The 14,174-nt window shown below is 67.2% G+C and carries 12 protein-coding genes; 1 reads left to right on the top strand and 11 read right to left on the bottom strand.

The features are described 5' to 3' along the window. Positions 1–246 precede the first annotated feature (246 nt). From ACSLUQ_RS00735 to ACSLUQ_RS00685, 11 genes are all read right to left on the bottom strand, one after another. Positions 247–1,374 carry a helix-turn-helix domain-containing protein gene (locus ACSLUQ_RS00735; RefSeq protein ID WP_461807432.1) on the bottom strand — a complete coding sequence of 376 codons (1,128 nt, stop codon included), beginning with the start codon at positions 1,372–1,374 and terminating at the stop codon, positions 247–249. A gap of 133 nt (positions 1,375–1,507) precedes the next feature. Further along, the gene (locus ACSLUQ_RS00730) at positions 1,508–2,197 is read right to left on the bottom strand and encodes an MOSC domain-containing protein (RefSeq protein WP_417773485.1); all 690 of its coding nucleotides are present in this window, start codon (positions 2,195–2,197) and stop codon (positions 1,508–1,510) included. A gap of 111 nt (positions 2,198–2,308) precedes the next feature. Further along, on the bottom strand, positions 2,309–3,073 hold the full coding sequence (locus ACSLUQ_RS00725) for a DUF1028 domain-containing protein (RefSeq protein ID WP_417773484.1): 765 nt from the start codon (positions 3,071–3,073) through the stop codon (positions 2,309–2,311). 12 nt (positions 3,074–3,085) lie between these two features. Then, positions 3,086–4,873: a gamma-glutamyltransferase family protein gene (locus ACSLUQ_RS00720; RefSeq protein ID WP_461808456.1), complete on the bottom strand. Its 1,788-nt coding sequence runs from the start codon at positions 4,871–4,873 to the stop codon at positions 3,086–3,088. A 79-nt stretch (positions 4,874–4,952) separates the two neighbouring features. Then, positions 4,953–5,837, bottom strand: coding sequence for an ABC transporter permease (locus ACSLUQ_RS00715; protein ID WP_417773483.1), 885 nt, complete (start codon positions 5,835–5,837; stop codon positions 4,953–4,955). Continuing rightward, entirely contained in the window at positions 5,834–6,781 is a 948-nt protein-coding gene (locus ACSLUQ_RS00710; RefSeq protein ID WP_417773482.1) for an ABC transporter permease, read from the bottom strand. The genes ACSLUQ_RS00715 and ACSLUQ_RS00710 overlap by 4 nt, the downstream gene beginning before the upstream one ends. A 43-nt stretch (positions 6,782–6,824) precedes the next feature. Further along, positions 6,825–7,508 (bottom strand): glycosyltransferase family 25 protein, encoded by a 684-nt coding sequence (locus tag ACSLUQ_RS00705; RefSeq protein ID WP_461807431.1) that lies wholly within the window; start codon positions 7,506–7,508, stop codon positions 6,825–6,827. 87 nt (positions 7,509–7,595) lie between these two features. After that, complete coding sequence (locus ACSLUQ_RS00700; protein WP_461807430.1) at positions 7,596–9,110, bottom strand: ABC transporter substrate-binding protein; 1,515 nt, start codon at positions 9,108–9,110, stop codon at positions 7,596–7,598. Positions 9,111–9,147: 37 nt separating this feature from the next. Next, the gene (locus tag ACSLUQ_RS00695) at positions 9,148–10,272 is read right to left on the bottom strand and encodes an ABC transporter ATP-binding protein (protein WP_417773479.1); all 1,125 of its coding nucleotides are present in this window, start codon (positions 10,270–10,272) and stop codon (positions 9,148–9,150) included. After that, positions 10,269–11,285, bottom strand: a complete 1,017-nt coding sequence (locus ACSLUQ_RS00690; protein WP_461807429.1) for an ABC transporter ATP-binding protein — start codon at positions 11,283–11,285, stop codon at positions 10,269–10,271. Before ACSLUQ_RS00690 ends, ACSLUQ_RS00695 begins: the two co-directional genes overlap by 4 nt. Further along, entirely contained in the window at positions 11,275–11,991 is a 717-nt protein-coding gene (locus ACSLUQ_RS00685; protein ID WP_417773477.1) for a FadR/GntR family transcriptional regulator, read from the bottom strand. The genes ACSLUQ_RS00690 and ACSLUQ_RS00685 overlap by 11 nt, the downstream gene beginning before the upstream one ends. A 483-nt stretch (positions 11,992–12,474) precedes the next feature. Here ACSLUQ_RS00685 and ACSLUQ_RS00680 point away from each other — a divergent pair, with 483 nt between their 5' ends. After that, complete coding sequence (locus ACSLUQ_RS00680) at positions 12,475–14,154, top strand: methyl-accepting chemotaxis protein (RefSeq protein WP_461807428.1); 1,680 nt, start codon at positions 12,475–12,477, stop codon at positions 14,152–14,154. Positions 14,155–14,174: the final 20 nt, after the last annotated feature.

Genomic DNA, 14,174 nt, shown 5'->3' with positions numbered 1-14,174 from the left:
CGCCCCGGAAATACGGAATGAAGAATGCGGGCGCGCGGCCCCCGCGCGGCTCGTCTTGCAGGCACAGGCGTCCCTCCGGAAGCGATTGACGAAACAGCCGGCACGTTCATGCCGGTATCGCAACTGTAGCGCGCAGCTCCGCCCAGGATGTGACAAGGGTCACGTCCGGGCGGGAAGCGGACGGCGAGCGACAGGAATTCGAACAGAAACCTTGCGAGGGACCGCGGCGCGGTCAAGCGCCGGCGATCAGGTGCTGAGCGTGCGCACCCAGCTCTCGTAGCGCCGGTCGACCGGGCGGCCGATGCCTTCGGCGAGCGGTGAGTTCTGCACCGGGCCCGCGCGCATCTCGCGCGCCGTGATCCCGAACCGGGTCCGGAAGGCGCGGGAGAAGGCACTGTCATTGGTAAAGCCGCAGACACCGGCGATCACCGAGATCGGCCGTTCCGAGAACCGCGGATCGACCAGCATGCGCATCGCCATCCTGAGACGCCGCTCGCGGATGTAGGCATGAACGCCGCCGAAGGGCTCAAACATCTCATAGAGCCGTGTGCGCGAGACGCCGGCAAGACGCGCCACATGGCCGGGGGTCAGGTCGGGGTCGGACAGATGTTCCTCGATACGCTGGCGGGCACGGGTGAGGAAGGAGAAGGCGACCCCGGCCTCGCGCGCGCCCTCCTCCGGCGGCGTGCCGTTGAGACAGGCGGCGACAAGGGCCACGGAGGCGGCGCTGACCTCGCCGGCCTGCGGCACGGAGAACTGGTCGGACAGGCTCTGCAGCGTCTTCATGTGATCAAACAGCAGCCGCGCCAGCGGGTTTCCCGCCGTCTCCAGGACCTGCATGTGCCGGTCGGCCCCATGCTTCAGCTGTGGCTCGAGAAGCGCGCGTGGCAGCAGCAGCGACAGATTGGCCATGTCGGTGGTCTCGGAGCACATTTCCTGCGCCAGATCGAAGACGACGAGCGCGTTCTGTCCGAACTCCCGCTCTTGTCCGCGATGGCTGAAGCGCATCCGGCCGCGCTCGTAGATCTGGATCATGAAGTGATCCATGCCGTCCCGGGCAAGGACGCCGGGCGTGCGCGCCCAGCTCTGGGCCAGCGTCCGGGTGCTGGCGACGGCGATGTCGCCAAGAACGCAGGACTCGACACGGGCGCTGAAGTCCCGCGCGCGCACCTCGCGCGGCGCATCGACCTCGAACAGGCAGTTGATGCTGTCGCGCCAGAGGGCGAAACGCTCCGCCGGCGCGACCGCGTCGAGCGTGAACACGCTTCGCGGAATGGCCGTGGTTGCAACATCCACGCAGCCATCACCCGCCGGCCCCTCACGATCCGTTGCCGCCGGTGCGGCCCGCATGTCGGTGCCCTGCGCTTCTGACATTTCTCACCGCCTCCCAGCCGGCGCGCGGACTGCCCGCGCGCGCACTTTCCGGCGCGGAGGATTGGATGATCCCTCGTCGAAATCAAGCGCAATCGGATGGCGGTCGATCATCGCCCCGGCAACGGCGCGGATCTCAGACGCCCTGAAGCCGCGCGCGCGTATCCTCGCGGTAGGAGGGGTCGGCGCGCTTGACGAAGGAGGCGCGCCAGCTCTGCGAAAGGGGAGCAAGATCCGCGATGCAGGCGGCCTCCCCGGGCGCGATGCGCGGATCGAAGCGGGCCTGGATGATGCGCGACAACGGCCAGTCGGGCAGCGGCCGCTCGACCGGCGTCAGCATGTCGCCGGGCGCAACCATGCCTTCTTCCAGCACCCTGTAGTACCAGCCCGTGCGTCCCGACTTCTGCAGCCGTGCCGCCATCTCCGGGATGCCGGTGTGGGACGAGAGCTTCCAGCACGGCTGGCGCCCCTGGCAGATCTCCACAAGCGCCGAGCCGAGGCGGAAGCGGTCGCCGAGGCAGACGGTTTCCTCCGTGATCCCCTCGGTCGCGATGTTCTCGCCGAAGCCGCCAATGGCGAAGACCGAGGCATGATCCGGGAAGGTCTCGCGCCAATGGGCATAGTGATCGCAAGGGTAGTGATGAACCGCCTTTTCCGGTCCACCGTGAACCTGTCGGTCGGCTTGCTCGTCATCGGCGAAGCCCTCGCGCAGAAGCGCGAGCGGCCGCTGCACGGCCTGCTTGCCGATGGCCGACGGCGGACGGCCCGGCCAGCGCTCACGCGCCTTTCCGATGTGAAGGGCAAGAACTGTGACAGCATCGCGCATCGGCGTTCCTCCTGCAGGCAGCCTGCTTGTGGCGGTGACGGCATAGCCGCCTCCCGTCACGCCGGGCAAGGGCCAGTGCGGATCACAAATGCCGGACCAGTCGGCCCCGCCTCAATCCCCCACGCCGCGCGGCCCCGAAGCGAAGGAGGCAGACGGCCGCCCCTCGGCGATGCGGCGATCCTCGAGTTCGGCGATCTTCAGATCGATTGCCGAACGATCGCGCATGCCCGAGACGTCTTGCGCGGTCGGCAAGGTCTCGGCCACATGCAGGAACCGCTCGCCCGCGACCGCGAGCAGGCGGCGCAGCTCGGCGAGCGGGTCGCCATGATCGTCGGCGCGGATGTCGATCCAGGGATAGGCCTCGCCGCGATGGATCCTGAGCGCGGCCGACTGGCGGCCGCGCCTGTCGCCGCCGGCCAGTTCCCCTGCCTCCATGGCGGCGAGCAGGCGCTCGGCGAAGGGCAGATCGCCCCGCGCCACATAGGCGGCAAGCGTCGCCTCGAGCACCTGCGGCCCGGCCAGCATGTTGCCGGCGACCGAAACGCCCTCGCCCGCGACATGCCCGGCCCAGTCGACGCATCTCGCGCCGGTAAAGGCGGCGATCCCGCCCCTGGCATCGATTGCGTGAAGCTGGCGCGAATGAGCGCCCTCGTCACGTCCGGTCATCGCCGCCACGACCTCATCGGCCGAGGCCCCCGCCTTGAGCATCTCCAGCCCGTCGGTGCCGTAGAGCGGCGAGATGAACGCCTGGGTGGCGATAGCACCGACCCCGCCGGCGATATGCGGCACGACCGCGCCAACGGCGAAGAAGCGGCTGGCGACGGCAACGCCGAGGTGTCCGGTCCCGGCCTCGCGGGCGACGATGGAATAGGTCAAGCCGCCCTCCCCTTATCGGCCGATGGCATAGGCCTGCATCAGCCGCGGCGTGGCCGCGGCCCGCAGCAGGCCGTCGGCATCGCGTCGCGCCGCCGTGAGCCGGCCGATGCTCCAGGTCGGCGCCACCTCCAGCGAATGGCCGCGCCGGCGCAGCTCGCCGATCACCGCTTCGCCGAAGCTCTCCTCGACCATGATGTGGCCCGGCTGACGCTGGCGCGGGAAGAAGGAGGCGGGGAAGTGGGTCGTGTGGAACAGCGGCTGGTCGATGGCCTGCTGAAGGTTGAGGTCATTGTGCACCAGCCGCAGGAACAGCGAAAGCTGCCACTGGTCCTGCTGGTCGCCGCCCGGCGTGCCGAAGGCCAGCTCCGGCCGGCCGTCGCGGAGCGCGATGCTCGGCGTCAGCGTCGTGCGCGGCCGCTTGCCCGGCGCCAGCGAGGTCGGCAGGCCGTCGTCGAGCAGGAACATCTGCGCGCGCGAGTTCAGGCAGAAGCCGAGCTCCGGGATGACCGGCGACGACTGCAGCCAGCCGCCCGACGGGGTGGCGGAGACCATGTTGCCCCAGCGGTCGATGACGTCGATGTGGACCGTGTCGCCGCGCTTTTCGGACAGATGCGCCATGGTCGGCTCGTAGACGCCGGTCTCCGACACCCCGAGGCCGTCGATGATCCGCATCATCCGCTCCACCTGCGCCTCGTGGCCCGGCACGACGCCCGGGCGCAGGTCGAAGGAGGCCGCCGCCCCGATCAGCTTGCGCCGCTCGTCGTTGTAGGCGCGCGACAGCAGCGTCTCGAGCGGCACGTCGACAAAGGCCGGGTCGCCGTAATAGACCTCGCGGTCGGCATAGGCGAGCTTCATCGCCTCGGCGACGAGATGGACGAAATCGGCGCCGACCGGATCGGCGTGCTCGATGCCCGTGCCCTCAAGCAGCGCCAACGCCTGCAGGAGCACCGGGCCCTGCCCCCAGGGGCCGGTCTTGGCGACCGTCCAGCCGTGGTAATCATGGGTGAGCGGCGCCTCGACGGTGGCCGCATAGGAGGCCAGATCCTCGCCGCAAAGCACGCCCTTGTGACGCGCGCCGCTGCCGTCGGTCACCTCGGTGCGCGCAACGAAGGCCTCGATCGCCTCGGCGATGAAACCGCGATAGAAGCAGTCGCGCGCCGCCTCGATCTGCGCCTCGCGGCCCGACTTCGTCTCCGCCTCGGTGACAAGTCGCTCCCAGGTGTCGGCGAGAACGGGGTTGCGGAAAAGCGCGTTCGCCGCCGGCGCCGCGCCCCCCGGCAGCCAGGTGGCGTGGGAGGTCGGCCACTCCTTCTCGAAGAAATCGCCGAGCCCCTCGATGGTGGCGGCGACGCGCGGCAACATCGGATGGCCGTTGCGGGCGTATTGGATCGCCGGCTCCAGCACGTCGCGCAGGGGCAGCCGGCCCCGGTCGCGCAGCATCAGCATCCAGCCGTCGAAGGCGCCGGGAATGACGGTCGCCAGCATGCCGTCGCCCGGGATGAGCCCCAGCCCCTCGGCGCGGTAGCGCGCGATCGTGGCCGCCGCCGGCGCCGGTCCCTGGCCACAGATCACCTCGACCTTGTCGCCGGCGGCATCATAGCAGATGACCGGAAGGTCGCCGCCGGGGCCGTTCAGATGCGGCTCCACGACCTGGAGCACGAACCCGGTGGCCGCAGCCGCATCGAAGGCATTGCCGCCCTTTTCCAGGATCGCCATGCCGACGGCGCTGGCGATCCAGTGGGTCGAGGTGACGACGCCGAAGGTTCCAAGGATCTCCGGGCGGGTGGTGAAGCTGGTCATCTGTTGTCCCTTGAGCATGTCGTTCTTGTCGGGCCGGGAACCGGCCTTCTTCTTGTCGTTCGCGAAAGGCCGTCCGGCCTCACTCGCGCGGATCGAGCGCGTCGCGCAGCCCGTCGCCAAGCAGGTTGAAACCAAGCACGACGAGAAAGATCGCCGCCCCCGGCCACCAGGCCATCCATGGCGCCTGCGTCATGAAGTTCTTGGCGGTGTTGAGCATCGAACCCCAGCTCGGATCCGGCGCCTGCTGGCCCAGACCGAGGAAGGAGAGGCTCGCCTCGGCGATGATCGCGGTGGCGACCGTAAGCGTCGCCTGCACCATAACCGGCGCAAGCACATTGGGCAGGATGTAGCGCGACATGATCGCCGGATCGGTGAGCCCGATGGCGCGCGCGCCCTCCACATAGTCCTCGGTCTTGACCGCGAGCACCTGTCCACGCGTCAGCCGCACGAACTTTGGCGTCGCCGACAGGCCGATGGCGATCATCGCGTTGGTCAGGCTCGGGCCGAGGAAGGCGGCCAGCGCGATGGCGAGGATCAGGAAGGGCGTGGCCAGCAGCGCGTCGGTGATGCGCGAGATCACCTGGTCGACCCAGCCGCCGAAATATCCGGCGACCAGACCGAAGGGCACGCCGACGATCACGGCGATGATGACCGAGACGACACCGGCCATCAGGGAGGCGCGCGCCCCCCAGATCATGCGCGAGAGAATGTCGCGACCGATCTCGTCGGTGCCGAGCCAGTGCGCGGCCGAGGGCGCCTTGCGCACCGCCGTCCAGCTCGTGGCGATCGGGTCGGCGATGGGAAGCAGCGGCGCCAGCACGGCCACCGCGACGAAGAAAAACACCATCAGGAAGCCGAGCAGCGCGCTCCTGTTGCGCTTCAGTTTCTTCCAGGCGCGGCTTTCGCGGCGCGCGGGAAGATCCTCGGCCGCGTCCATGCCGGCCGTTTCGCTTGCCGCCGTCATAGGGCGCTCCTCATGCGCGGGTTGAGAAGGAAGTAGAGAAGATCGGCCACCAGGTTCATGACGATGAAGCCGGCGGCGGTGCACAGGACCACACCCTGCACGACCGCGTAATCGCGGGTGAAGACCGCATCGACGATGAGCTTGCCGAAGCCGGGAATGGTGAAGATCTGCTCGGTCAGAACCGCGCCCGCGAGCAGCTCGCCGAAAAGCAGCGCGCCCAGCGTCACGATCGGCAGCAGCGCGTTCCGGAAGGCGTGCTTGACGACGACAACGCCCTCGCCAAGCCCCTTGGCGCGGGCGGTGCGCACGTAGTCCGCCTTGAGCACGCCGAGCATGGCCGAGCGGGTGTGGCGCATCAGCGTCGCGGCGAGCGCGGTGCCGAGCACGAAGGCCGGCATGATCATCGTCTCCAGCGAGCGCACCGGATCGACGAAGAAGGATTCATAGCCCGACGCCGGCAGCCAGCCGAGCTCCACCGAAACGAGCAGGATCAGCATGATGCCGAGCCAGAAGTTCGGGATCGACAGGCCGGAGAGCGCGACGAAGTTGGCGATATAGTCGACCGGCCCGCCCTTCTTCACGGCGGACAGAATACCGGCGGGAATGCCGATCACCATGGCGATGATCATCGCCATCACCGCGAGCTGGATGGTGACGGGAAGCTTCTGCGCGATCAGCTCGGTGACCGGCTGGTTGGTCCTCAGCGACATGCCGAGATCGCCCTGCAGCAGACCGGCGAGCCAGTAGCCGTACTGCACGATCAGCGGATCGTTCAGCCGATACTTGTCGCGGATGAACTCGATCACCTGCGGATCGCGGTCCTCGCCGGCGAGCATCAGCGCCAGGTCGCCCGGCAGCAGCTTCTGCAGCGTGAAGACGAACACCGACACGATGAGCAGCGTGGGAATGGCGATCAGCAGTCTGCGGGCGATGAACGTAAGCATCACACGGCTCCGGAACTGGCGGGGGAGGAAAGAGCGGATCGGGTCATCGGAAATCCACCACATCCGTGTGGCGACGTCCCAGGGACACCATCATCGACTGGACAAGGTCGCGACGACCTTGCGCGCACATGCGCGCAAGCCGCACGACAAGCGACCTCTTCGGAGTGACCTTGCCCTCGCGATCCTTGATGAAGCTGCCCGGATCGCCCACCGATCCGGCATCGTCGAACCTGTGCTTCTGCAGGAAAAGGGCCGGCTCCATCTGATAGACCCTCATGCTGCGGTTCAGTGACGAGCGCTCGGTGAAGAGCACCTCATCAACCTCGTCACGAAACCGCTCGGTCTCGGCGACCAGCCAGCTCACCGCGGACCGCGTCACCACATAGGCGGCCGCGCAGTCGTGCGAAGAATAGAGCCGCCTCACGGAATGCGCGCCCCGACGGGCAGCCCTCTGGCAGGCAAGCCATACCGGCTTCAGACTGGTCTCGAGCTTGACGAGATCGGCATCCGGCGGAACCCAGTCGGCACGCGACAGAACCTCGCCGGCGGCAGCGCCCGGCACGACGTCATCCACATGACGGGCGATGTCGGCCTGCGACAGTTTGCGGGCATCGACGGCGGCAACCCGCTCAAAGGCGAGCCCTTGCGCGTCGAGACGCGCGCCCAGTTGCGCAAGCCGCTCGGGCGCGCGGTCGAGGTTGATGGCGAAGATCGGCAAGGACGTCATGTAAGCCTGCACGGGATCAAAGGAAAATCTTCGGCGCTCAAGGAACGGCGGAGCCCGGAAAAGCCGGGCCCCGCCGCCATGTCGGGTTTACTGGCCAGCCAGACGGACGTTCTCCAGACGGATCATGCCGTCGGGATAGGGAACGAAGCCCTCGATCTTCTTGTCGAGCGCCCAGATCCAGGTCGGATGGTAGAGGTAGATGATCGGCAGATCCTTCGAGAGGATCTTCTCGGCCGCGTCATAGCTCGCCTTGCGGGTCGCCAGATCGTTGCTGGTGCGCGCCTTGTTGAGCAGGGCGTCGACCTCTTCGCTGCAATACTTGCCGTCGTTCAGACCGCCCTTGCAGGTCAGGAAGGAGTGGATGTTGCCGTCCGGATCGACGCGACCCGACCAACCCACCTGGCTCATCTCGAAGTTGCCGGCCGACTGGTCGGCGAGCAGGGAGGCGAATTCGGTCGACTTCAGCTTGACGTTGATGCCGGCCTCGGACGCCATCGACTGGACCACCTGCATCATCTGCGTCTGGACCGGATTGTTGGCGACCTGCACCTCGACGTCGAGCGTTTCGACACCGACTTCCTTCATCAGCTCCTTGGCCTTGGCGATATCGCGGGCCGGAATCGGCACGCTCTTGTCGTACCACGGGCTCGTCGGCGGGAACGGCTGGTTGCCGGCGGCGAAGGCGCCCTCGAACACGACCTGGTTGATCGCCTCGCGGTCGAGCGTCAGCTCGAAGGCCTGGCGCAGCTTGGCCTCATTGCCGATCGGCGTGTTGCCGCGCTCGCCGTTGCCGATGTTCACGGTGATGCCCTGGTAGCCGAGGCTGACCGCATCCGCGTAGGTCAGCTTGTCATCGGCCTTGACCGAGGCGGCGTCGGTTGCCGCCAGACGCTCGAGCATGTCGAGGTCGCCGGCGCGCAGGTTGGCCAGGCGCACGGTGGTGTCGGGGATCGGCAGGAAGGAGACCTTGTCGAAGTGGATATTGTCCGCGTTCCAGTAGTCGGCGAACTTCTCCAGGACGATGCGGTCCTGCTGGACCCGCTCGACGAACCTGAACGGACCCGAACACACCGGCTTGGCGGCGAAGTCGGCGCCGGCGGCCGCGGCCGCGGTCGGCGACACCATCATGCCCGCGCGGTCGGCGAGCTGGGCGAGAAGGGTCGCGTCCGGCTGGGCCAGTGTCATCGTGACCTGGTAGGGGCCGGTCACCTCGACGCTCTCGATCGACTTGACCTCGCTCTTGCGGCGGCTCTCCGGCAACGTCTTGGAACGCTCGATGTTGGCCTTGACCGCCTCGGCGTCGAAGGTGGTGCCGTCATGGAAGACGACGCCCTCACGCAGGTCCATGGTCAGCACCTTGCCGTCCTGCGACCAGGACCAGGCGGTGGCGAGCTGCGGGACGATCTCCAGCTCCGGAGTGATGTCGACCAGCTTGTCGCACAGCGAGGTGTAGACGATGCGGCCGACGAAGGAGCGGGACTGGTCCGGATCGAGTACGTCCGGATCGTCCTGAAGGCCGATCCGCAGGTCGGCGGCGGCGGCAGGCAGCGCCACGAGCGCACTGACGCTCAGGAGCAGGGCGGCATAGAGACTGTTACGCATTTCAAGGTCTCCTCTGGTGAAGGGTCTTTTCAGTCGGTCATCCGCCGGTCGTCGTGCGTCCGGCGGTACTTCTGGCCCGGTAGAGCGCCAGACGCCGGCGCGCGGCCTCCGACGGCTCCGGTTCGGCGACGGCCGTGTCCGCCTCTGTCTCCCGCCAGTGATGGCAGGCGACATGGCGGCCGTGCTCGACCTCGACAAGCTCGGGTCGCGCGCTCCCGCAGATCTTGGTGGCAAGCGGGCAGCGGGTGTGGAAGCGGCAGCCCGACGGCGGGTTGAGCGGCGAGGGAATGTCGCCGGTGAGCACCGCCTCGGCCTTGCGCGCCCGCGGGCTCGGGATCGGGATCGCGCGCATCAGCACGCGGGTGTAGGGATGGAGAGGACGTGCATAGAGCGCATCCGTCTCGGCAAGCTCGACCACCTCGCCCAGATACATCACCGCCACCCGGTCGCTCATGTGGCGGATGACGGCCAGATCGTGGGCGATCAGCACCAGCGTCAGGTCGAACTCGTCCTTGAGATCCTCGAGCAGGTTGATCACCTGCGCCTGCACCGACACGTCGAGGGCGGAAACCGGCTCGTCGCCGATCAGCACCCGCGGATGCGAGGCCAGTGCGCGGGCAATGCCGATGCGCTGGCGCTGGCCGCCGGAAAACTCGTGCGGGTACCGCTCCGCATAGGCGGCGCGAATGCCGACGCGCTCGAGCAGCCGCGCCACCTCGGCCCGGCGCTCCGCCGCCGACAACGTGCTGTGCACGCGCATCGGCTCCTCGACGATCGCCCCGACGCTCATGCGCGGATTGAGCGAGGAGAACGGATCCTGGAAGATGAACTGCAGATCCTTGCGCAGCCGGCGCATTTCGGCGGCCGGCAGCCGCGCGATGTCGCGACCTCCATAGAAGACCTCGCCCGCCGTCGGATCGATCAGGCGCAGCAGCAGACGGGCGAGCGTCGACTTGCCGCAACCGCTTTCACCGACGATCGCCAGCGTCTCGCCCTTGCGCACGGCAAGCGAGACGCCATCGACGGCGCGCACCACCGGATCCTTGCCGAAGAGCGAACCGCCGAAGCCGGAGCCGGCGCGGAAATGCTTGGCGACGCCGCGCGCCTCAAGCACGATCTCGGGCGATGCGACGGTCGCGGAGGCTCGTTCTGTCGCGCTCATGCTGCGTCTCCGAAGGTCGCTTCGAGGGGGGCGTAGCGGCAGGCAACCGTATGCCCGGCCGTGACCGGCACCAGAGGCGGCGGCGCCGAGACGCAGCCGTCGTCGGCGAAGGGACAGCGCGGCGCGAAACGGCAGCCCGCCGGCATGGCGTCGATCGCCGGCACCATGCCGGGAATGGTCGCGAGACGGTCGGAGCGATCGCCAAGCGAGGGAACCGAGCTGATCAGGCCGAGCGTATAGGGGTGCTGCGGATCGTCGAACACCGCCGACACCGACCCCGCCTCGACCACCCGCCCGGCATACATCACCGCGACCTTGTCGGCCGTCTCGGCCACCACGCCAAGATCGTGGGTAATCATGATCAGCGCCGTGCCCGTCTCCTTCTGGAGCGCGCGCACCAGATCGAGGATCTGCGCCTGGATGGTCACGTCGAGCGCGGTTGTCGGCTCGTCGGCAATCAGCAGCCGCGGATTGTTGGCAAGAGCCATGGCGATCATCACCCGCTGGCGCATGCCGCCCGACATCTGGTGGGGATAGTCGTCAAGGCGATTTGCGGCAGCGGGAACGCGCACCGCTTCGAGCATCTCGAGTGCCCGCGCCCGCGCCTGCGCCCGCGTCACGTTGCGGTGGCGCCGCACGCTTTCGGCGATCTGCTCGCCAACGGTGAAGACCGGGTTGAGCGAGGTCATCGGCTCCTGGAAGATCATCGCCATGCGGTCGCCGCGCAGGCGCGCGCGCTCGGCCTTCGACAGGGAGAAGAGATCCCTCCCCTCGAACATCGCCCGCCCCGAGACGATCTCGGCCGGCGGCATCGGCAGCAGGCCCATCAGCGCCAGCGCCGTCACCGACTTGCCGCACCCGCTTTCGCCGACGATGGCCAGTGTCTCGCCCGGGTCGACCGAGAAGGACACGCCGTCGACCACATTGGCGCCGGTGCCGCGAAACCGCAGGGCGAGATTTTCAACCGAAAGCAGCGGCGCATCGGCAGCCGCCGTGCGGGTTTCAGCCGACATCGGCGTGATCCTCCGTCGTCTGGAGCATCAACCGCTCCTGAAGGCTGAGAAGATGCTTGCGCATGACGCGCTCGGCGGCGACCGGGTCGCGGCGCTCGATGGCGTCGACAAGCTCGGAATGCTGGGAGACATAGAGCGACATCGATCCGCGCGTGCGCAGTGCCTCGCGGACATGGCGCCAGGTCTCGTCCTGGCGCACCCGGTCGACAACATCGAACATGGCAAGAAACAGCGCATTGCCGGCAGCCGTGGCGACCGTCCGGTGCAACGCGCCGTCCCAGAGCTCGCGGCTGTCGAGATCCTCGGCCGCCGCCACCTTGCCCGCGATCTCGCGCATGCGGGCGACCTCGGCCGGACTGGCGCGCAGCGCCGCGAGGCGGGCGAGCGCCGGCTCGACGACAAGCCGTGCCTCCATCACCTCGAACATGTTGGACGCCTCCGGCAGCGGCACGAATTCACCCGCCAAGGGCATGCGGGCGGCCGCGACAAAGGTGCCCGCGCCCTGCCGGCGCAGGATACTGCCCTCCGCCTCGAGCACGTCGAGCGCCCGGCGCACCGCGCGGCGGCCGACGCCGATCTCCTCGGCAAGCTCGCGCTCCGCCGGTAACTGGTCGCGCCCCTCGCGCTCGAACTGGTCGACGATGACCCGCAATCGCTCCAGCGCGAGGTGGGAGTTACGTCCCGTTTGCCCGTCTTCTTCCGCCACCCGAACCCATCCGAACCATTACAGGAATTGGTCTCTTTTGTGACTCAGAGATGACGCTATGGCAAGCGCCGACGAACCGCGGATATCGCGAATCTTGCGAATGGATGAGATTTGCCGAAACAAGCGGCTTTCTGCCCGCGCAAATGCCGAATTTTCGATCATTTCATGCAGAGTAAGGCGCGGCGACGGTGTGCAACGACAAACCGAACCAATCTCCAATTGGTTCTGATCCGGCCAAAGCCCTCGCCAGACCGCGCCACATAATCCCGTGAGACGTAAATTCACGTACAAGACCGCAACGGGAGATTGATTTCGACATAGACGCAATTCTGCGTTTATTGCAAAAATCCAAACATTCAAAGTAATTCGCCGCGATTTAAATTTCTCCAGAGAGACTTAACTCCTGTTTAACAGCTTGAAGCGCCTTGCTAATACTCAACTGGCCGAACACCATGCCGCCAGTACTTTCTTTGGAGAACCCCCATGCGGACATCTGTTCGTGTCATTCTGATCACACTGACAACCATCCTCCTCGTTGCAAACCTCGGCGTCGCCTACATGGCGATCAACGGCGCCGGCAAGCTCAACGCCAGCACCGTCGAAATCGCGACAAATTGGCTGCCCAGCGTCAAGGCGGTCAACGCCATCAACACGGCAACCTCCGATCTCCGCATCGCCGAGAGCGCCCATATCATGTCGCAAGACAAGCAGCAGATGGCGCGCGCCGAAGCCGACCTTGCGGCCGTCTCGCAGCAGCTTGGCCAGTTGCGAGCGACCTACGAAGCCCTGATCTCCTCAGAGCAGGAACGCCAGATCTACGAAACCTTCTCCAAGAAATGGCAGGCGTACCGAGATCAGGAGAAAACGCTCCTCGAGCTCTCGCGCAGCAACCAGAATGATCAGGCCGCCGCGTTGTTCAAGGGCGACATGCGCCAGATATTTGAAGACGCTTCCGCCAATCTGGTCACGTTGATCGAGATGAACAATACGGGTTCGGCCGACGCCTACGCCACGAGCATCGAGACCTATGATGGCGTCCTGACGCTGATCATCGTGACGGTTGTCATCGCGGTGGTCATTGGCGTCGCCAGCCTTCTCTACGTGATCTCCGGGGTCACCGGCCCGCTGCAGAAGATCACCGCCGCGATGCAGTCGATCGCCGGCGGCGCCCTGTCGACCCCGATCCCCTTCGCCGACCGCCGCAACGAGCTTGGCGACATGGCCGGCGCACTGGCCACCTTCCGCGACGGGCTGGTCGAGGCAGAAGAGATGCGTGCCCGCCAGGCGGAGGCCGAACGCGGCAACGCCGAGCGCATGCGCGCCGAGCGCAACACCATCGCCGACCAGTTCGAAGCCAAGATGGGAACCCTGTCGCAGAGCTTCGTCCGCTCCTCCTCGAACGTCGCCGAAGCCGCGCACAACCTCTCGGCCACCGCCGAGGAGACCACGCGCCAGGCCCAGGCCGTTGCCGGCGCTTCGGACTCCGCCTCCACGAACGTCCAGACGGTTGCCTCCGGCGCCGAGGAACTGACCGCCTCCATCCGCGAGATCGCCACGCAGGTGACGCGCTCCTCCGCCATCGCCCGCGAGGCCGCCTCCGAGGCGGAAACGAGCAGCCGCAACGTGCAGCAGCTTTCCTCGGCCGCACACCAGATCGGCGAGGTCGTCGACCTGATCGCCACCATCGCCGCCCAGACCAATCTGCTGGCTCTCAACGCCACCATCGAGGCCGCGCGCGCCGGCGAAGCGGGCAGAGGCTTCGCGGTTGTCGCCTCCGAAGTGAAGGAACTGGCCAACCAGACCGCCCAGGCGACCGACGAGATCGGCCGCAAGATCGGCGAGATCCAGTCGGCCACCAACACCACCGTCGACTCCATCTCCCGGATCGTCCACACCATCGGCACGATCCAGGAGGCCTCTCAGTCGATCTCCGCCGCTGTCGAACAGCAGGGTCTGGCGACCAATGAGATCGCCGCCAACACCCAGCTCGCCGCCAGCGGCGCGGACGAGGTGACGCAGAACATCGCTGGCGTCAGCGACGCAGCCCGCACCACCGGCGATGCCTCGACCCAGTTGATGACCCTGTCCCGCGAACTGAGCGAACAGTCGAACACACTGCAGAACGAGGTCGTCGACTTCGTGCGCACCCTGCGCAGCGCCTGACGACGCCCAACACCACGATG

The sequence above is a fragment of the Stappia sp. ICDLI1TA098 genome (assembly GCF_054880955.1).
This window is presented reverse-complemented; position numbering and strand designations above follow the sequence as displayed.